This is a genomic window from Bradyrhizobium genomosp. I (2014) (assembly GCF_000261685.1).
GTDB lineage: Bacteria > Pseudomonadota > Alphaproteobacteria > Rhizobiales > Xanthobacteraceae > Bradyrhizobium.
Map to the genome: position 1 here is coordinate 1 of NZ_AJQE01000053.1, position 17,226 is coordinate 17,226.

General features: G+C 64.7%; 21 protein-coding genes. 9 read left to right on the plus strand and 12 right to left on the minus strand.

The window, feature by feature from the left end; genetic code table 11:
* The first annotated feature begins 67 nt into the window (after window positions 1-67).
* Window positions 68-322 (plus strand): hypothetical protein, encoded by a 255-nt coding sequence (locus IC50_RS06045; protein ID WP_035701784.1) that lies wholly within the window; start codon window positions 68-70, stop codon window positions 320-322.
* A 24-nt stretch (window positions 323-346) separates the two neighbouring features.
* On the opposite strand, the gene IC50_RS43880 is transcribed toward IC50_RS06045, so the two are convergent.
* The 4 genes from IC50_RS43880 to IC50_RS06065 form a co-directional block, all read right to left on the minus strand.
* Window positions 347-589 (minus strand): DUF6719 family protein, encoded by a 243-nt coding sequence (locus IC50_RS43880; RefSeq protein WP_035701738.1) that lies wholly within the window; start codon window positions 587-589, stop codon window positions 347-349.
* Between the two features lie 249 nt (window positions 590-838).
* On the minus strand, window positions 839-1,546 hold the full coding sequence (locus IC50_RS06055) for an outer membrane protein (protein WP_035701786.1): 708 nt from the start codon (window positions 1,544-1,546) through the stop codon (window positions 839-841).
* A gap of 286 nt (window positions 1,547-1,832) precedes the next feature.
* Window positions 1,833-2,228, minus strand: a complete 396-nt coding sequence (locus tag IC50_RS06060; RefSeq protein WP_035701788.1) for a hypothetical protein — start codon at window positions 2,226-2,228, stop codon at window positions 1,833-1,835.
* A gap of 236 nt (window positions 2,229-2,464) precedes the next feature.
* The gene (locus IC50_RS06065; RefSeq protein WP_035701741.1) at window positions 2,465-2,833 is read right to left on the minus strand and encodes a His-rich protein BRANT; all 369 of its coding nucleotides are present in this window, start codon (window positions 2,831-2,833) and stop codon (window positions 2,465-2,467) included.
* Between the two features lie 250 nt (window positions 2,834-3,083).
* Between IC50_RS06065 and IC50_RS06070 the strand changes: the two genes are divergently transcribed.
* Together IC50_RS06070 and IC50_RS06075 are read left to right on the plus strand one after the other, a co-directional pair.
* Window positions 3,084-3,626, plus strand: coding sequence for a tetratricopeptide repeat protein (locus IC50_RS06070; protein WP_035701744.1), 543 nt, complete (start codon window positions 3,084-3,086; stop codon window positions 3,624-3,626).
* Window positions 3,627-3,733: 107 nt separating this feature from the next.
* On the plus strand, window positions 3,734-5,116 hold the full coding sequence (locus IC50_RS06075) for a serine hydrolase domain-containing protein (RefSeq protein WP_035701747.1): 1,383 nt from the start codon (window positions 3,734-3,736) through the stop codon (window positions 5,114-5,116).
* 52 nt (window positions 5,117-5,168) lie between these two features.
* Here IC50_RS06075 and IC50_RS06080 read toward each other — a convergent pair whose 3' ends face one another.
* A complete protein-coding gene (locus IC50_RS06080; RefSeq protein WP_035701750.1) occupies window positions 5,169-6,737 on the minus strand; it encodes a S10 family peptidase in 1,569 nt (522 codons plus the stop codon).
* 240 nt (window positions 6,738-6,977) lie between these two features.
* On the opposite strand from IC50_RS06080, the gene IC50_RS06085 reads away from it, so the two are divergent.
* From IC50_RS06085 to IC50_RS06095, 3 genes are all read left to right on the plus strand, one after another.
* Window positions 6,978-7,757, plus strand: coding sequence for an NAD kinase (locus tag IC50_RS06085; RefSeq protein ID WP_035701753.1), 780 nt, complete (start codon window positions 6,978-6,980; stop codon window positions 7,755-7,757).
* A 100-nt stretch (window positions 7,758-7,857) separates the two neighbouring features.
* Window positions 7,858-8,403, plus strand: coding sequence for a response regulator (locus IC50_RS06090; protein ID WP_008549760.1), 546 nt, complete (start codon window positions 7,858-7,860; stop codon window positions 8,401-8,403).
* Between the two features lie 27 nt (window positions 8,404-8,430).
* On the plus strand, window positions 8,431-9,009 hold the full coding sequence (locus IC50_RS06095) for an Hpt domain-containing protein (RefSeq protein ID WP_035701756.1): 579 nt from the start codon (window positions 8,431-8,433) through the stop codon (window positions 9,007-9,009).
* 134 nt (window positions 9,010-9,143) lie between these two features.
* Here the strand turns inward: IC50_RS06095 and IC50_RS06100 are convergent, their stop codons facing one another.
* The 4 genes from IC50_RS06100 to folE form a co-directional block, all read right to left on the minus strand.
* Window positions 9,144-10,319 (minus strand): DUF2336 domain-containing protein, encoded by a 1,176-nt coding sequence (locus IC50_RS06100; protein ID WP_035701759.1) that lies wholly within the window; start codon window positions 10,317-10,319, stop codon window positions 9,144-9,146.
* A 287-nt stretch (window positions 10,320-10,606) separates the two neighbouring features.
* Window positions 10,607-11,674 (minus strand): transglycosylase SLT domain-containing protein, encoded by a 1,068-nt coding sequence (locus IC50_RS06105; protein WP_085973593.1) that lies wholly within the window; start codon window positions 11,672-11,674, stop codon window positions 10,607-10,609.
* Window positions 11,675-11,750: 76 nt separating this feature from the next.
* Window positions 11,751-12,173 (minus strand): phosphoribosyl-AMP cyclohydrolase, encoded by a 423-nt coding sequence (gene hisI / locus IC50_RS06110; RefSeq protein ID WP_035701761.1) that lies wholly within the window; start codon window positions 12,171-12,173, stop codon window positions 11,751-11,753.
* A gap of 83 nt (window positions 12,174-12,256) precedes the next feature.
* Entirely contained in the window at window positions 12,257-12,949 is a 693-nt protein-coding gene (folE, locus tag IC50_RS06115) for a GTP cyclohydrolase I FolE (RefSeq protein ID WP_035701764.1), read from the minus strand.
* 230 nt (window positions 12,950-13,179) lie between these two features.
* On the opposite strand from folE, the gene IC50_RS06120 reads away from it, so the two are divergent.
* The gene (locus IC50_RS06120; RefSeq protein ID WP_035701767.1) at window positions 13,180-13,647 is read left to right on the plus strand and encodes an iron-sulfur cluster assembly scaffold protein; all 468 of its coding nucleotides are present in this window, start codon (window positions 13,180-13,182) and stop codon (window positions 13,645-13,647) included.
* 140 nt (window positions 13,648-13,787) lie between these two features.
* Here IC50_RS06120 and IC50_RS06125 read toward each other — a convergent pair whose 3' ends face one another.
* Window positions 13,788-14,687, minus strand: coding sequence for a hypothetical protein (locus tag IC50_RS06125; RefSeq protein WP_035701770.1), 900 nt, complete (start codon window positions 14,685-14,687; stop codon window positions 13,788-13,790).
* Window positions 14,688-14,927: 240 nt separating this feature from the next.
* Here IC50_RS06125 and yidD point away from each other — a divergent pair, with 240 nt between their 5' ends.
* Both yidD and IC50_RS06140 read left to right on the plus strand, forming a co-directional pair.
* Complete coding sequence (gene yidD, locus IC50_RS06135) at window positions 14,928-15,266, plus strand: membrane protein insertion efficiency factor YidD (RefSeq protein ID WP_035701775.1); 339 nt, start codon at window positions 14,928-14,930, stop codon at window positions 15,264-15,266.
* Window positions 15,267-15,358: 92 nt separating this feature from the next.
* Entirely contained in the window at window positions 15,359-15,565 is a 207-nt protein-coding gene (locus tag IC50_RS06140) for a hypothetical protein (protein WP_035701777.1), read from the plus strand.
* A 1-nt stretch (window position 15,566) separates the two neighbouring features.
* Here the strand turns inward: IC50_RS06140 and IC50_RS06145 are convergent, their stop codons facing one another.
* Window positions 15,567-16,523 (minus strand): PDR/VanB family oxidoreductase, encoded by a 957-nt coding sequence (locus IC50_RS06145; RefSeq protein ID WP_035701779.1) that lies wholly within the window; start codon window positions 16,521-16,523, stop codon window positions 15,567-15,569.
* On the minus strand, window positions 16,520-17,041 hold the full coding sequence (locus tag IC50_RS06150; RefSeq protein WP_035701781.1) for an MOSC domain-containing protein: 522 nt from the start codon (window positions 17,039-17,041) through the stop codon (window positions 16,520-16,522). The genes IC50_RS06145 and IC50_RS06150 overlap by 4 nt, the downstream gene beginning before the upstream one ends.
* Window positions 17,042-17,226: the final 185 nt, after the last annotated feature.

Sequence of the window (17,226 nt, forward strand, 5' to 3'; positions counted from 1 at the left end):
TCGAACCCCGGACCGGAACCCCTTACCCGGCAAATTCGTTAACTGGCTTTCTTGGAGCGGGAAAAAAATGCCTTACGCCCTGTTCTGCAATGACGCCCGGATCAGCAAGGCCTATCCGAGCGAGTCCGACGTCTGGAAGCTCGCGCAGCGGAGTGGTCTCGTCGTGGACGTGATGGCGGACGACGAGCGGCCGGGACCCCGCCGGGTGCTCGACAATGACTACAAGATCGCGCCTTGCCAGGCAGCTCAGGGCGAGGACCCCGCCAAGAACAAGGCTGAGGCTGACCAGCAGTCGAGGATGGAGCTTGAACTGAATTCTTGAGCTCCGGCGAAACCGGACCGGAGCTCAGGGCGTGGCGGCCGCCAGCGACGCCTGCTCGCCAGGCATAGAGACGCAGGCCTTGCGGCGATGCAGCCCACGGATGGCGCCGGTGACCTTCAGCACCTTGCCCGACGGACAGGAGGCGTCCTTGACGAAGGCGACCTCATAGGGTGCCAGCATCAGAGGCTCGGATCTGAGGATTGTCTGTGCAGAGCACGGCAGGCAGAAGAAGCATGAGAGCACTACTGCCGACACCAAGATACGCATGTCCGTCGTCCCACCAGCCCGGTAATTCTCATATAACGCGTTCCGGAGCGCGAGTTCCGTAAATCGCAAAAATTATTTTTGCTTTACCCCGGCCCCATGACGCGTGTGAGAAGGCGCGCCAGCATCGTTTGCAAGCAAATGACGCGCCAGATGGTTCACGCAAAGCAAACAAGGAGGAGCCGGCAAACGGAAAGCTGGCAAGACAAAGGCCGGCGGAGCCGGCCTTTCGGGTCTTGGATTGCCGGGCGGTCAGTAGCGGGAGCCCGACGGACCGCCCCAGCCGAAGCGGTAATTCACACCGACCTTGACGGTATGCTCGTCCTCCCGGCCACGAACGCCGACGATGTCGGCCGGGCCGGAGGTGAAGGTGGTGCTGCCGAAATTGTAGTACTGGTATTCGGCCTTGGCCGACCAACTCGGTGCGAACATGTATTCGAGACCGGCGCCGACGGTATAGCCGTCCTTGTTGTTGCCGGTGGTCGTGAAGGCCTGCGGTACCCCGGCGATGTTTACGCCAAGGCCGTTATTGCGCCAGGCATAACCGCCCTTGGCGTAGAGCAGTGTCGGTCCCCAGGTGTAGCCGATGCGACCGGTCACCGACCCGATCTGGTCGGTGTTGGAGGTCACCTGCGTGCCCAGCGGGAAGGTGACACCGTTGTTGTTGGTCGGCAGCCAGGAGTACTGAGCCTCGACACCCACCACCCAGTTGGGCGCGAACTGGTAGTCGAAGCCGCCCTGCACTCCGCCCATGAAGCGCGCGTCGCTGGACTGGAAGCTGTTGTCGCCAGCAAACGCGCCGCCGACATGGCCACCGATGTAGAAACCCGTCCAGTTGTAAATGACCTGCGGCGGCGTATAGGCCGGAGCCTTGGTGTAGGTGCGCGGTTGCATGTCCGCGGCCGCGGCCGGAGCGGCCAGCGCAAGCACAGCGGCTGCACCCAGCAAAATCGACTTCATGATCATCCCCGTTCTTTCAACTACGACACTCAGGAAACAACGTGGCGTGAATTGGGTTGCTTCACGGCGATGCCGGAACGTTGATCGTTCGTCACTGTGGCGCGGTGGCAACAACACAATTTTGTTCCGGCACACCGCCCTGAGCTAACTGTTTTTGTCGCCTGCGCAAGGCCCAACGCCACGATTTGTCGCAAGACGAAATCACCCCGTTCAAAGCTCGCCGAAATGTGATCCAGTGCCTCCGGCTGCGCGTATCTAACATCAGGCGATGAAGGTGGGCTTTGCGCTACCGCGTCATCTTTTCCAGTTCCGGAAAGGGTGCGTAAACCGCGCCGGCGCACAGATCGCTGGTCCGGTCGACCACGCGGTCCGCCCGGCCGTTGACGAAGATCACGGCACGTTCGCGCATGATCTTGTAGCTGCCATCGGTTTCGCGCGGGGTGAAGTGCAGGCAGCTCACATAGAACTGCCGGCCGCCGACCTCGCGCTGCACCGGATCGGCCATGCTGGCGTCGCGCACACCGACCGGATTGTTCAGATAGGTCCGCATCAGGGCCAGCGTGTCGCTCCGGAAATTGTCGGGAAACGGCTGCGGCCCGCCGGCCTGAGCCCCCCCGATCAGGGATGGACGATCACCATCGCTGCTGAAACATGCCGCAAGCGCCAGCGGCAACGCCAATATCACCGCACATCTCGCCAATCGCCCCACAGGCCCCGCTCTCCGCTCGATCCGATCAGGAGACGTTCTAGCCCCAAGCCTGCACGAAGGGAATCCGCTTGCGGCGGCGCAAACAGCGCACCGGCCGGCCCGCCCCCGGCGCCTCGGGCTTTCGCACGAGACACGGCGAACGGACCGGGCCTGAACTCCGCACGCGGCGGCGGGGCAATGCCAGGGATGCCGCCGCGCGGGATCAGTCGTCAGTTGCGCTTGTCCGACATGGCCGGCTTGGTCGCGTCCGGCTGCGCCTTCTGCGATTTCTTGGCCGAGACCTGCTCGTGATGGTGGCGATGCTTGCGCACGGTCTTGTGCTCATCGGTGGTGACCGCGGCGTTCGCGTTCATCGCCTTCGACCTGCTGTCCGCCTTGGCATCCGCCTTGACGTCGGGAGCCTTCGTGTCGGCCTTGACGCCGGCATCCGGTTTGACGGCAGTATTCGCCGCCTTGGTCTGGCTCTGGTCCGCCTTGATCACCGGGGCGGTCGTGGTGGTCTTGCCGGCCTCGGCGGCGAAGGCAGGGGCTGCGATCACGGAAGCTGCGAACAAGGCTGCGGAAATCGTCTTCAACATGGTGGTCTCCTCTTGGAAGGATCTCCAGGCGGCGCCCTCTCGCCTACCCATCGATCGTGGGTCGGAGCCTAGGCTGGGCGTTTTGAACTCTGTCTGAAGTCCTCTGCAGGCTTTCGTTCATCTCTATGACAAGTTTGTCATCCGCGGCCGGGCGAATAGATCGTGCGAAGCGGGAATGTTTCCGTGCGGTGGGTGTTTCGGTCTTCGGGCAATCGTGTAGGATCGCCACGTTCCATACTGGAGAATTTAGATGCGCAAACTCTCAACGCTTGTTGTGCCGGGCCTGGTCGCCATGACGCTGGCGGCAGCGCCGGCACTCTCGAGCGCCTATGCCGCTGGCAGCGACGAGCCGTCCTCGCCGCCGAAGTCGGATAGCTCGTCCAAGAAGGGCAAGAAGAAGAGCTCCGCCGTCAGCGATCCCAAATTCCTCGCGGCCTATCGCACCGCCTATGCCGCGATCTACGACAATCACGATTACACGGGTGCGATCGACCAGTTGAAGTCGCTCAAGCGCGACGACGTCGCCGACGTCGCCAATCTGATCGGCTACTCCTATCGCAAACTCGGCGACTATCGGTCGTCGAAGGTCTATTACGAGCTGGCGCTGAAGGACGATCCGAACCACGTCCGCACCTGGCAGTATTACGGCCTCTGGCAGCTCGAACAGGGCAACCGCGAACAGGCGCAGTATCACCTGAACAAGATCGCCTCGCTTGCCGGCACCGATAGCTCGGAGTATCGCTCGCTTGCCGCAGCGCTCGACAAGCCGACCGGCGCGAGGCTGGTCTACTGAGACATCGCATCCTTGAACGAATTCAACGGGCACGACCTTTCGGGTTGTGCCCGTTCCGCTTTCTCGGCTAGCCTCCCGCACCGAACTTCCCTGCAAATTGGTGCGCAATGGACACGTGGCTGCGATCCGCGATCGACTACATCGGCTCCTGGATCGAATTCCAGCTGACGACAATCCAGCAGCCGGGCGTCCTCGTCGCATTCGCTCACCGCGGCGAGGTCGTCGCCGAGCATGCGTTCGGCCTCGCCAATCTCGATACCGGCGAGAAGCTCACCCCGCGCCACCGCTTCCGCATCGCCTCGCACTCCAAGAGCTTCACCTCCGCCGGCATCATGAAGCTGCGCGAGCAGCGCAAGATCCGGCTCGACGACACCGTCGGCCAACATGTCGGCGGCCTCCATCCGCGCGTCGCCGAGACGACGATCGCGCAAGTGCTTTCGCACAGCGCGGGGTTGACGCGCGACGGCGCCGATTCCGGCCAGTTCATCGACAGCCGCCCCTATCTCGACACGAAAGAGTTGCTCGCGGAATTGAAGCTACCGACCGCAATCGAGCCCGGCACCCGCTTCAAATATTCCAATCACGGCTTTGGGCTGATCGGTCTCGTGATAGAAGCCGTCACCAGGGAGCCCTACCCGGTCTGGATCAAGCGCGAGATCATCGAAGCCGCGGGCTTGCGCGAAACCGAGCCGAATGCGCCGCTTGCCAGGGGCACGCCGTTCGCGTGCGGGCATACGCGCCAAGTCCCGCTGGGCGAGCGTGGCGTGATCCCCGGCGACAATCCCGCACATGCGATGGCATCCGCCGCAGGCTTCGTCGCCACCGCCGCCGACACCGCCCGCTTCTTCGCGCAGCTGGCACCCAACGCGAAGAAGAGCGTGCTGTCGGTCGCGAGCCGGCGCGAGATGACGCGACACCATTGGCGCATCCCGCAGAGCTTCGAGACCTACTATGGCCTGGGCGTCAATGCCGGCAAGACCGACGGCTGGGACTGGTTCGGCCATGGCGGCGGTTTCCAGGGCTACATCTCCCGGACCTGCTCCATTCCCGCTTGCGAGCTGGCGATCAGCATTCTCAGCAACTCCATCGACGGCGCCGCCCCGTTCTGGATGGACGGCGCGATGCAGATCCTTCGCGTCTTCCAGACCCGCGGCGCGCCCGACCGACGCGTGCGCGACTGGACCGGCCGATGGTGGACGATCTGGGGCGCGACCGATCTCGTCCCCGCAGGCAACCGCGTGCTCGTCGCCAATCCGCAGTTCAACAATCCCTTCATGGATGCCGCCGAGATCGAAGTCACCGGCCGCGACACCGGCAAGCTCGCCTGGGCCGCCGGCTATTCCAGCCACGGCGAGCCGGTGCGCCGGATCCGTGACAAGCGCGGCAAGATCAGCGACATCTGGGTCGCCGGCGCGAACGTGAAGCCGGGCAAGGTCGTCGCGCGCGAGATCGCGCGGAAATACAAGCCGCGCAAACGCCGGCCTCTTTAGTCGGAGCATGATCCTGTCGGAAAACCGCTCCGCACGTTTTCAGGATCAAGCTCTACTCCCTGATCATCGCCTCGACCTCGCTGCGGAACGCCTGCCGCGATCCGTCGCGCGAATAGAACATGTGGCCGCCGGGATAGACGACGAACTTCACGCGCTGCGTCACGAAGGCCGGCAGTTGGTCGAGCACCCGCTTCGTTCCGAAATAGGGCGTGGCGAGGTCGAACAGACCGTGCCCGACCAGCACGTTCAGCTTCGCATCCGTAGCGAGGATCTGACGCAGCTCGGAGACCGATTGCGGCGGGTTGATGCCACGGCCGAAGTCCCAGTGGCCTTCCACGGCGCCGTTCAGGACTTCATAGGAGCCGTCGGGCCGCCAGTTGAGCTTGCGGGTCAGGACGTCGACCGCTGCGCTCGTCAGCGGCGCCTGGAGCGAATCGCCGGAGGGATCGCCGAAGCGCGAGCTGCTGGAATCCGGATAGGGATCGAAGCCGCGCACGGAGCCGTCATAGCGTCCCGTCACCTTGCCGTTCTTGCGGTCGAACTCGCGGCGGAATTCACCGACGTCGAAGCGGCCGGCGAGCCTGCGGCTCACCGCCTGGTCGATGCCGGTGAGCTCGGCGACCTTGTCGGCGAGGCGATTGGTGGCCTCCTTGTCCGCCTCGCCCTTGACGAGGTCGGCTAGAAACTCGCCGCGCGCGTAAGCCTCGACGTCGGCGAGGTCGGCGCGCTTGACCGGTCCCTTGGCCTCGCGCGCCACCGCGACATAGCTCGGCAGCGTCGCGACATATTGCAGGAGGCTGGTGCCGGCGAACTCGCGAAAATCCAGCAACGGCGACACCATGATCAGTCCCCTGACGCCGACACCGTGCTGAAGCTGCAACTGGCGCACGACCTTCGGGCCGCGAATGCCGCCATAGCTTTCGCCGGCGACGTATTTCGGCGAGGTCAGCCGATCATGTTTCTCCAGCCAGCGGCGGATCACGAGCGCGATCGAATTGACGTCACCGTCGACGGAGTAGAAGGATTTTCGCGCATCCTCGCTGCTGGCGACAAATCGGCTGTAGCCGGTGCTGACGGGATCGATGAAGACGAGATCGGTGAAGTCGAGCCAGGTCTCCGCGTTCGGCTTGACCTCGGGCGATGCCGACGGCGACAACCCTTCGCCATCGAGCGGCAACCGCCACGGCCCGGCCGCGCCGAACTGAAGCCACGCCGAGGACGCGCCGGGCCCGCCATTGAACAGGAACGTCACGGGGCGCGTGGCGCGGTCGGCACCTTCGAGTTCGTAGGACGTGTAGGCGATGTCGGCCAGCGGCTCGCCCTTGCCGTCGAACACGCGGATCGAGCCGGCGGTCGCGGCGAAATTGAGGGTTCGGCCGGGCAGATCGAGCGTCTGCTTCGTGGTCGAATCCGGCGGGAGACGGCGCAGCTCGGCCGCCGATGGCGAGCCCTGCGCCACGCTTTGCACGTTACTGCTGCGGCCGCCCTTCTGTCCGGCCGGCGACGCCGCCTCGGAGCGCGGCTGCGGCGGATCATCCGCGCGCGCAAAGCCCGCAAGAGCGAAAGCCGACACTGCCAGCACCAGGCTCGCGCGGCGGAGCACCGGCAAATTCGTCACCATGATCGTTCTCCCTGCCCGGCTGCGACAGCCGGTGAGGGCCAGAAGGCTAGCGCGGAATTGCGACGGTTTGGGGGATCATTGGCCTGACGGGACCTGAACAGGCCGCCCAGGGTCAAATCACCCGGAGCGACAGTCTCCGTTAGCTTTGGAGGGCGGTCCTCCTCGACAATAGAGGCCCACCTCGTATAGACGAGCCCGGCGGAACTTACTCGAGCCAGCGGCACACCTGCCTGGGAAGCCATGACCAAACCCTCGCGATACGACCGGATCGCCTTCGTCGCCAGCCCGAGCAGCGAGGCGCAGGCCGCCTTCGGCCAGCTCACCAGGGACTACGGCAATTGCGACCCGAAGGACGCCGACGTCGTCGTCGCGCTCGGCGGCGACGGGTTGATGCTCCAGACGCTGCATCAGAACATGCACACGGGAAAGCCGATCTACGGCATGCACCGCGGCACGGTCGGCTTCCTGATGAACGAATACTCCACGCACGATCTTCGCGCCCGGCTCGAAGCCGCGCATGAATCCGAGATCAATCCGCTGCTGATGCGCGCGACCGACGTCAATGACCGCGTCCATCTTCACCACGCCATCAACGAGGTCGCCCTGTTCCGGCAGACCTATCAGGCCGCGCGGCTGAGGATCCTGATCGACGAGCGCGAGCGCATGCCCGAGCTGATCGCGGACGGCATCATGGTGGCGACCCCGGCGGGCTCCACCGCCTACAATTTGTCCGCCCAGGGACCGATTCTGCCGATCAACGCCGCGCTGCTGGCGCTGACGCCGATCAGCGCCTTCCGTCCGCGCCGCTGGCGCGGCGCCCTGCTGCCCAACACCGCCTATGTCGTGATCGAGGTGCTGGAGGGGGACAAGCGGCCGGTGGCAGCCGTGGCCGACCACGACGAGGTTCGCGACGTCCGCCGCGTCGAGGTGCTCTCCGACAAGACCATCTCGATGCGAATGCTGTTCGACCCCGGCCACAGCCTGGAAGAGCGTATCCTGCGCGAGCAGTTCGGCTACTGAACAACCTGCCGCGCAACGCCCCCGGAGCCCCGGCCGCAACGCTTCGTTAACTCCCGGCGCGATATGGTTAACGAAGGTTGACCGCTTTGGCCCGGGCGTCATGTTTCGCATCGACTTCAACAAGCTGCGCTTCCTCGTCTGCGACGACAACCCGCACATGCGCCGCATCCTGCGGACGCTGCTGCATTCCTTCGGCGCGCGCGAGGTCTATGAAGCCGAGGACGGCGCCACGGCGCTCGAAATGTACAGCCACTACGTGCCCGACATCGTCATCACCGACTGGGCGATGCCGATCTTCGACGGGCTCGAGCTCGCGCAGATGATCCGGCAGCCCGAATCCAAGGGCAACCCTTACGCACCGATCATCATGCTGACCGGTCATTCCGAGAAGCGCCGCGTCACGGTCGCGCGCGATGCCGGCGTCACCGAATTCCTGGCCAAGCCGATCTCGGCCAAGGGCCTCTATCAGCGCATCCTCAACGTCGTCGCCAATCCCCGCCCCTTCATCAAGACCAAGACCTATTTCGGGCCGGACCGGCGCCGCAACACCAACTCCGCCTATATGGGCCCCGAGCGCCGCGTCGGCGAAAAGCACGAGGTGCTGCAGCAGCCCTCGCTGCTCGACAAGGCCCGCTCCTCCATCTAGCGCAACGTCCCAGGCGAGGCAGGTATCATGGCGAAGAACAGCGCTAAGGACATCGAGGTCAAGGCTTTCGCCACGCACCACGTCATCACGCAGCCCAACCCGCTGCGCAAGGTGCTGCGCCGGGTCGAAGAAAAAGACATGGACGATCCGGTCGGCCGCGCCGAGCAGGCGCTCGCGGGCCTCTCCGGCGAGTTCAAGGACTGGATGGCGATCGAAGCTCAGAGACTGTCCGCCGCCTGGACTGCGGTGCAGAAGGATGGCTTCGCCAAGGAACTGCGCGACGAGCTGTTCCACGCCGCACACGACATCAAGGGCGATGCGGCGACATTCGGCTTTCCGTCGGCTGCGGGAATCGCCGAGAGCCTGTGCCGCGTCATCGAGCATGCGCCTGATCTGGAGAAAGTCTCGGCCGAGCTGTTCACGCATCACATCAACGCCATTCTCGCCATCGTGCACGAGAACACCAGGCTCGACAGCCTCAGCGTCTCCACCGAGCTCAGCCGCCGCCTGCGCAAGGTCGCCGACGACTATCTCGCCCACGTCAACCGCGACCGCCCCGAGCATCTCGAGGTGATCCTGGCGCCCAGCATCGTGCCGGTGGAGTAAAGACTCTCTCCTCTCGTCATTGCGAGCGCAGCGAAGCAATCCAGAATCCCTCCGCGGGGACAATCTGGATTGCTTCGCTGCGCTCGCAATGACGGAGTTTGTGTCTTCCGGCCTGCCCTATCGCGGGCTTTGAACTATGCCGCAATCAGATCATCATGGACCAGCTCGATCGCGTCATCCGCGACGAGCTCGTCGCAGAACAGCCGTGCCTCTTCGCGCGCGGACTCGGTGGCGAAGCGGCGCAGCAGGACCATCAGCGGCTCGGCGGCGGCCCGGTCGGTCTCGCAATGGGTGAGTACGCGCTCGACCATGCGCCGGCGCAACCGCACCGCGCCGTCGTCGCTATCGACGAAGCCTTGCTCGTGGCAGGCATCGAGCGCGACCTGGAACGCCGCGAACGTCGCCTCCGGAAGCCCGGCGCGACGGAGCAGCGCGTGCAGGCCGTTGCCGCCGCGGTCGTGCAGCAGCGCGGAGACGCGTGCCAGCGGCAGGTCGGCGAGTTCGGCGAGGGCCGCGTCGAACAAATCGAGATTGCCCGAGAGCAGTGCGCGCAGGATCAGCCCCGCGGTGAGCTGGCCGGTGACGCGCAAATGCCCGACCAGACCTTGCATGTCCTCGCCGCGCGAGCGCGCCGCGATGTTCATGGTGGAGCGGTCGCGTGCCTCGATCGTGATGCGGTCCGCGCGGTCGGCGCTGAGCCAGTTCCGCGCGACGACGAACTGCGCCAGGGTCTCGGAGAGCTTTGCCACCAGTGCGGCGCGCGTTGCGGACGGCAGATCCTCCAGCACCAGCATCGCCTCGCGGATCGCGGCGAGATGGCCGTGGCGCTCGACGATGCGATTCCATGAGAACGGGGCGAGCTCGGCGTGGGGATTCTCGATCAGCTCCAGTGCGGCAGCCGCGCAGCCGACTTCGGCGATCGCGGCGCAGACCGATACCGGCAACGCCATGCGCCGTGCGACGGCGCATTGAACCTCCTCGGTGCCGGTCGCGACGATGTCGACGAGATCGGCGTCGATCAGCAACGGGGAATGTTCGAGCACGGGCAGAGCGACCGTCGGCTGATCCGCCGACAGCGCCCGCACGATTGCGGCCGGCGCCTCGGCGCTGCGGGCAAAGGCTTCGGCCATCGCCTGCCGCACCAGGGGCGAGGGATCGTCGAGAAGCATCAGAAGCGCGCCTTCGGCGGCGATGCGGTCATCTGCGGAAAGGTCTGAGATCAGCCAGGCCCTGGCCAACGCCCGTGTTGCCTCGGCCCGCTCGCCGGCGGGCGCCGTCCTGATCCAATTGATGAACTGCCGAACAATCATCCTGCTTCCGGCTTACACAACAAACGAAAATGATGACGGCTCGTCACCCGCAACACAAAATAAACCACGACGCTTAACAAAGCGTTCACCATAACCGACTGGTTTTATTGATGATTTGTTAAGGGAACCAAGCCGCCGGCCGCGCGTGCCCCGGACGCAGCGCAGCACGTTAGTGATGCGCTGCTGAGCCGGGGCCCAGAATCTCAGAGGTGCTGCTCGTGGCCTGGGTCCCGGCGCTGCGACGCATCGCTTTCGCGATGCGCCTTGTCCGGGACACGGGAGCTCGATCAGCTCGAGAACGTGCCGCTGCGGTCGCTGAAGAGATCGAGCGGTTGCGGCGGGCGCACGTCGGGCGTGGCCGATGCGACCGAGGCGTTATTGCCCCACAATTTCTGCACCGTGGTCGAGACCGGCTGTGTGGCGTCGCCCGGCTGATAGATCGAGCGGAAGGCCGGCGCGACTGGCGTATTGTCAGCGACCGTTGTCGATGATGTCGCGCTGACCGGCGTCACGGCATTCGTGTTGGGAAAAGTCTGGAGATAAGCGGCGTTGTCGACCATCGGTGCAGTCGGCTGCACGCCATTGGCGCTCGCGACCTCGGTCGTCGACGGCGTGCCGCCATACATCGCCATCGCGCTGCGGGTCACTTTCGAACTGGCTGCACTGGCATAGCGTGCATCGAGCACCGAATAGACCTCGGAGACACTGCGGGCGCGGCCGTCTTTGGCGTAAAAGATCGAGCGATTCGCGGACGCCGCGTTGGGAAACAATCGCGCGCCGACCCCCTGCGGATTGTCCTCGGCATTGGCGATCAGCTTGGCCGCGCCGCCGACGCCCATGAAATGCGCCATGTAGAGCTCGCTGTCGGACGGCCTGCGGCCGAGCAGGCCGGTGAGCTTGAAGCTGTTCGATTGCGTCAGCGCCGCCGCCATGCTGGAGGCGGCTTCGGGGTCGTCGCGCAGCTTCATGATCGACCGCTTCATCACGGGATCATCGACGGTATAGGTGCCAGCCGAGGTTCTGGTGATGGCATCGGCATAGCTGCCGTAGCCGAGCTGGGTGCCGGCCTCCTTCACGGTGCCGAGCCAGGTCTGGTCGATGAATTGGAAGAGCCCGTGCGCGGACGAGGTGGTGGCTCCCGCCGCCGGATCGAAATCCGATTCCATCTTGGCGGTGGTCAGCAAGTACTGGAAGCTGACGCCTGTGACGTTCGAAGCCTGCTTGATCGCACCGGCGACGCGGGCTCGCGACGGATCGAGGCCGGCCGTCTGCGTGGCACTGAAATTGTCGATCGACATGATGAAGTGCCCGGCCCGCCCGGCGTTGAACGACGCCGGCAATTCGGCGCCCGTCATCTCACCGTGGGACAGGTATGGTTAATGGGGGGTTAATTCAGCGCTCGTGCTTCGCACGCCCCGGAATGGCGGCCGGCTACTTCTTGTAGACCGTGCTCGGATCGAACAGCCGCTCGGCATCCGTGAAGACGAGCTTCGCTCCCCGGCCCTCGGCCTCGACCTTGCGGTAAAAGCACGACCGTCGCCCGGTGTGGCAGGCCGCGCCGATCTGTTCGACGCGGATCCAGACCGCGTCCTGGTCGCAATCGGTACGCATCTCGACGACGCGTTGGGTCTGACCTGATGTCTCACCTTTTCGCCACAAGGCATTGCGCGAGCGGCTGAAGTACCAGGCCTCGCCGGTCGCGATGGTCTTGCGCAGCGCCTCATCGTTCATGTGCGCGACCATGAGCACGTCACCGGTGGCGACGTCGGTCGCGACGCAAGTCACGAGACCGCTCGCGTCGAACTTGGGCAGGAAGGCGAGACCTTCCTCGATCTCATGGGAGTGAGCGGACACGCGGCCCTCGCCGGAGCATGAGCAGGAAAAGTGTGAAGCGGTTTTCCGAAAAGACCATGCTCAAAAAATCAAGCCTTGCGAGGTCAGCGCGTCGTGCCTCGCACCAGGGACAGGAAACGGGCCTGTTCCGCGGGATTGTCGCGGAACATGCCGGTGAAGCGGCTGGTGAACGTGGAGGCGCCATGCTTGGCGACGCCGCGCACCGACATGCAGGTATGCTCGGCCTCGATCAGCACCGCAACGCCGCGAGGCTTGAGGACCTCGTCGATCGCCGCCGCGATCTGCGCCGTCAGGTGCTCCTGGGTCTGGAGCCGGCGGGCGAAGATATCGGTCAGGCGCGCGAGCTTGGACAGGCCGACGACGCGCTCCACCGGCGTGTAGGCGATGTGCGCCTTGCCGTAGAAGGGCATCATGTGATGCTCGCACTGCGAGGTGAATTCGATGTCGCGCACCAGGACGAAGTCGTCATAGCCGGCGGTCTCGCCGAAGGTGCGGTCGAGCACCTCGGCCGGGCACTGGTGGTAACCCTGATAGAGTTCGTCGAAAGCTTCGACGACGCGGCGCGGCGTGTCGAGCAGGCCCTCGCGTTCGGTGTTCTCGCCGATATAGGCGAGCAGCGTCTTCACCGCAGCTTCCGCCTCTGCGCGCGCGGGGCGCGGCTGGTCGGCGCGGACGGCGGCCGCGAGGAATTCGGCAGGATCAAGCTCGGCCGGGCGGCTCTCGGGCTGCCGGTCGGAGGGCTTGTTGGGACGGATGGATTTGATTGCAGCGTCCATATCGACTCCGTTCGACGGCCTCGCGGCCGGAGTGTCACCGGCAGACGGGGCGGCCAAGCCGCCGGACGCCTGAAGAGAACAGTTCTTGGCGAAAGTCCGCGCCGGAGCAACGGTTCCGGATCACCGCCGCCGCACCGCTGGACTGTTTTTCCGCCAGTTCCGCCCCTATATAGGACCGTGGCTGGCGCCCGCCAAGGCCGATCCGGCGCCGAAGTGTTGGACTCCTTCACATGCTGAACGACATTTATAACAAGCGGATCATCGAGCTGGCCGGGAATATTCCGCGCCTCGGGCGGCTGTCGGACCCCGATGCCTCCGCCACTGCCCACTCAAAGCTGTGCGGCTCGACCGTGAAGGTCGATCTCAAGATGAGCGGAGATACCGTCACCGACTTCGCGCATGACGTGAAGGCGTGCGCCTTGGGCCAAGCCTCTTCATCCATCATGGCAAGTCGGATCGTCGGCTCGACTGCGAGCGAACTCCGTGAGTTACGCGAAACTGTTCGCAAGATGCTGAAGGAGAATGGTGCGCCTCCTGAAGGCAAATGGGAGGAGATCAAATTCCTCGAGCCGGTCCGCGACTACAAGGCGCGCCATGCCTCGACGCTTTTGACCTTCGATGCCGTGGTTGATGCCATCGGCCAGATCGAGGCCAAGGCCAAGGCCGAGCCCAAGCAGCCGGCCGCGGCGCAGGGCTGAAACCCCTCTCCGTCATTCCGGGGCGATGCGCAGCATCGAACCCGGAATCCCGAGATTGCACCGCGAGATTCTCAGGTGCGCAATTGCGCACCATAGTTCGCGCTACGCGCCCCCCGGAATGACTGCCAGAATTTAAGAGCTTACTTCTGCGTCGCCGTAGCCGGCGTGGCCACGCTACCCGTCGGCACCAGAGCTTCCGCCGTCCTGGTCGATTTGGCAGGCTGCGCCTGCTCCGGTTCCGCACCGAACCTGGCCTGCGACTTCGGTGCGAGCTCCGCCATTGCCGGCGCTGAGATGTCCACATGCGGGAGCACATCAGCCACAAGGTCGGTCGTGACCAGATTGGTGAGCTTGAGTTCGCCGGCGTCGAGCTCGTGCAGGTCTTCCCAGGGTGGAACACTTAGCGCGAGGGACAGCAAATCGCCGGCGCCGCCCATGTCGAAAGTGTATTTGGCGAGACGGCCGATGTCGCGCTCCACGATCGTCAGATCCTGCGCGCTGTAGCTCGCTGCCTTGGCATCGTCGGCCCGGTCGCCCATCCAGATCTGATGGACGCGGACATGGGCGGCCTCCGGCACGTAGCGCTTCTTGCCGGCCAGCAGAAGGAACACGCACATGGATTCGCAATAGGCCTCCGGCGCGACCGCCGGGCGAGCCGACTGCCCGCCGCGCAGGCTTACGCCGACCGTGGTCAAAAGCCCGAGATTGCGGAAGCGGCGGCCGAGCGTGATTGCGTCATTGACGGAACCGCCGCTGGAATCGAGCACCACGGTGGCGCCGCCGAGCTGGCGTCCGCGCGAAAACTCTTCGAATTCCTTGGGCGTATCCGCCGTGATGATGCCGACTGCGCTGACCCAGCCGCGGCAGTTCGGCTCGCAGGCGACCCAGCTGAACTTCATCGGCAGCTTGCGCTCTTCCAGTGCAGCACCTGCCCGGGCCGACGACCCGCATGTCGCGACGGCGCCAGCCAGCGCGACTCCACAGACGGCGGTTCCCACCAGCAGCCAGCCGCGAAGATTGAGCAACGTCAGAAGTTTCAAACTGGTCCCTTCCCCAAGCCCCAAGCACTAGCCAAAGCCGATCCAGGCAAGCCCCGTTTCGCGTCCGATCAGTCTACACATGGACGTCACAAAAATGGTATCCGGGCGAATACAGTTCGTCCATAGGTACTTGCTGCACTGCTCCCAAAAAGCACGCAAAATATGGCCCGAAAACAACAACTTACGGTTCCCTGCCCCGGAACCGTGCAACACCGCGCTCAAGGTCGCGACAAAGCGCACATGAAGCATTCAGCCTGCGGGCATTGTTCCAGTTCAATCGAGGGTGTGCTCCGGCTGCCGCGCAGTTTCGGCCGCGCGCTGATCTGGCTCTATCGCCATACGCTGTCGCCCTTGGTCGGTTACAACTGCCGGCATTTGCCGACCTGCTCCGTCTATGGCGACGAGGCGATCGAACGGTTCGGGCTCTGGGCCGGCGGCTGGATGACGCTCGCGCGCCTGCTCCGCTGCAACCCCTTCGGCACGTCCGGCATCGACAACGTGCCCCTCACCGCGCCGCAAGGTGCACGCTGGTATCTGCCCTGGCGCTACGGCCGCTGGCGCGGCGTCAATGCATCCTGACGTTTGCTGCGGTGCTTCGAACATCGCTGCCCTGACCGGAACCGGCACTTTCCGCTCGCGTTGTTTTGATGCTCCCACGGGAGGAAACAACAATGCGCTGGAAAATCAGCCCTCGCTTTCACTTCAGGCCTGGTCCGAATTTCGGTCACAGGGAACACGATCCCAGAACCATCGACCTGCTCGCCATCATCGCGCTGCTCGCACTTGTCCTCGGCTCAGGCTGGTATCTGGCGCGCAGCTTTGCGACACAGCCAAGCACGACGACCTTCATCGTGCCGAGCCAGAGCGTCCATTGGTAGTTCAGAGGTCCAGCACCAGCCGCTCGGCGTCCGAGCCCGCCACGCAAACCATGAGATAGCGCTCGCGTTCATAGGGCGACAGGACGCGGTCGCGGTGAACTGGCTTGCCTTCGATCCATCCGACCTTGCAGGCGCCGCAGATGCCGCCGCAGCAGGAGGTCGCGATCTCGATGCCTCCCTCCTGCAAAGCGGCCAGCATGGTCTGGCCGGCGCGCACTTCGATCTCGGCGCCCGAGCGCGCCAGTGACAGTGTGAAGGGTTTGGCGTCGGGATCGATGACCGGCGCAGGTGCGACGAACCGCTCGACATGGACGCTCGCCGCAGGCCACGCTGCAGTCACCCGCTCGAAATCGTCGATCATGCTTTCCGGACCGCAGCAGGCGACCATCGTCTCCGATCCGCCCTCTCCGACGAGCGCTGCGAGATCGGGACGCCCGTTCCGGGACGTCCGGTGCACGATGATGCGCCCCCTTTCGACCAGCGAGACGAGATGGGCGGCGAGCGGCACCTCCTCACGCACGATCAGATGCAGCGTGAAGTCGGCCTGCTTGGTTCGTTCGAGATGCCGCGCCATGGACAAGAACGGCGTCACGCCGATGCCGCCAGCCAGGAACACGTAGCGCGCGATTCGAGCCTGGGGCTCAAGTCCGCCGCGTGGCAACGACACGCCGATGACATCGCCGATGCCGATTTCGTCGTGCAGCGCCCGCGAACCGCCGCGTCCATCAGCTTCGCGCTTGACCGCGATGACATAGCGCGCGTTATCCGCGGGCTCGTTGCACAGCGAATAGGTGCGGACCAGTCCGTTCGGCACATGCAGATCGATATGCGCGCCGGGTTTGAACGACGGCAGTTCCCACCGGTCGGGATCGGCCAGCGTGAACAGTTTGATGCCTGCCCCCGCCTCCTCGATGCCGGCAACGACCGTCTTGACCGTCGTGATCGGGCGCGCGCTCATGCCGCATTCCGCACGGTATCACCGACCCTGACGATGCCGCCTTGCAGGATCTTGCAGTTGAGGCCGGAGCGATTGATCAGGGGATCGAAGATTGCCTTGCCGGTGATCTCCTCGATGTGCCGGCACGGCACCGACAGCCGCGTCGCTTCCAGCAGGGTCTCGCCCAGCCAGAAGCGGCGGCCGACGAGATGATTCAGTGGCACGCCTTCCACCGTGACGTTACGCCGATGCTCTTCCGGGCCGAGATCGATCCCGGCGTCGCGCTTCAGCGCAACCAGCGTCTCGAGTTCGAACAGGGTGACCTGCCGGCCCTCTTCCGGCTTGTGCGAGTAAAACCCCTCTTCCTTGCCGATCATGTAGCGGTCGCCCTCGATTCCTTTCCCGGCGACGAGGGTAATGGTCTCGGCTGCGCGCATCGGCAGGAACGCGCGTGGGACGAGATGGAGGAAGCGCACGACGCCGGTCCACCCGAGCTGTGCTGCGCCCTGCGTCGCACCGGCGCTGATCGTATCAAGCATGACAAATCCTTGTGAGAAGTCGTGGCGCCGCCGGCAGCGGCGCCGCGGGATCAGGTCAGTTCCTTGTTCGCCATCTCCGGCGCGAACGTGGTCGCGATCGCGGTGATGGCGGCGCAGGCGACGAGCAGCAGCGAGACCGGCCAGGTTGCGCCGCCGCTCCAGGCCATCAGAGAGGCTGGGAACAA

Bases quoted from the DNA above. Each gene is read 5' to 3' on its own strand.
- IC50_RS06045 (WP_035701784.1), top strand. From the start codon at position 68: ATGCCTTACGCCCTGTTCTGCAATGACGCCCGGATCAGCAAGGCCTAT.
- IC50_RS43880 (WP_035701738.1), bottom strand. From the start codon at position 589: ATGCGTATCTTGGTGTCGGCAGTAGTGCTCTCATGCTTCTTCTGCCTG.
- IC50_RS06055 (WP_035701786.1), bottom strand. From the start codon at position 1,546: ATGAAGTCGATTTTGCTGGGTGCAGCCGCTGTGCTTGCGCTGGCCGCT.
- IC50_RS06065 (WP_035701741.1), bottom strand. From the start codon at position 2,833: ATGTTGAAGACGATTTCCGCAGCCTTGTTCGCAGCTTCCGTGATCGCA.
- IC50_RS06070 (WP_035701744.1), top strand. From the start codon at position 3,084: ATGCGCAAACTCTCAACGCTTGTTGTGCCGGGCCTGGTCGCCATGACG.
- IC50_RS06075 (WP_035701747.1), top strand. From the start codon at position 3,734: ATGGACACGTGGCTGCGATCCGCGATCGACTACATCGGCTCCTGGATC.
- IC50_RS06080 (WP_035701750.1), bottom strand. From the start codon at position 6,737: ATGGTGACGAATTTGCCGGTGCTCCGCCGCGCGAGCCTGGTGCTGGCA.
- IC50_RS06085 (WP_035701753.1), top strand. From the start codon at position 6,978: ATGACCAAACCCTCGCGATACGACCGGATCGCCTTCGTCGCCAGCCCG.
- IC50_RS06090 (WP_008549760.1), top strand. From the start codon at position 7,858: ATGTTTCGCATCGACTTCAACAAGCTGCGCTTCCTCGTCTGCGACGAC.
- IC50_RS06095 (WP_035701756.1), top strand. From the start codon at position 8,431: ATGGCGAAGAACAGCGCTAAGGACATCGAGGTCAAGGCTTTCGCCACG.
- IC50_RS06100 (WP_035701759.1), bottom strand. From the start codon at position 10,319: ATGATTGTTCGGCAGTTCATCAATTGGATCAGGACGGCGCCCGCCGGC.
- IC50_RS06105 (WP_085973593.1), bottom strand. From the start codon at position 11,674: ATGACGGGCGCCGAATTGCCGGCGTCGTTCAACGCCGGGCGGGCCGGG.
- folE (WP_035701764.1), bottom strand. From the start codon at position 12,949: ATGGACGCTGCAATCAAATCCATCCGTCCCAACAAGCCCTCCGACCGG.
- IC50_RS06120 (WP_035701767.1), top strand. From the start codon at position 13,180: ATGCTGAACGACATTTATAACAAGCGGATCATCGAGCTGGCCGGGAAT.
- yidD (WP_035701775.1), top strand. From the start codon at position 14,928: ATGAAGCATTCAGCCTGCGGGCATTGTTCCAGTTCAATCGAGGGTGTG.
- IC50_RS06140 (WP_035701777.1), top strand. From the start codon at position 15,359: ATGCGCTGGAAAATCAGCCCTCGCTTTCACTTCAGGCCTGGTCCGAAT.
- IC50_RS06145 (WP_035701779.1), bottom strand. From the start codon at position 16,523: ATGAGCGCGCGCCCGATCACGACGGTCAAGACGGTCGTTGCCGGCATC.
- IC50_RS06150 (WP_035701781.1), bottom strand. From the start codon at position 17,041: ATGCTTGATACGATCAGCGCCGGTGCGACGCAGGGCGCAGCACAGCTC.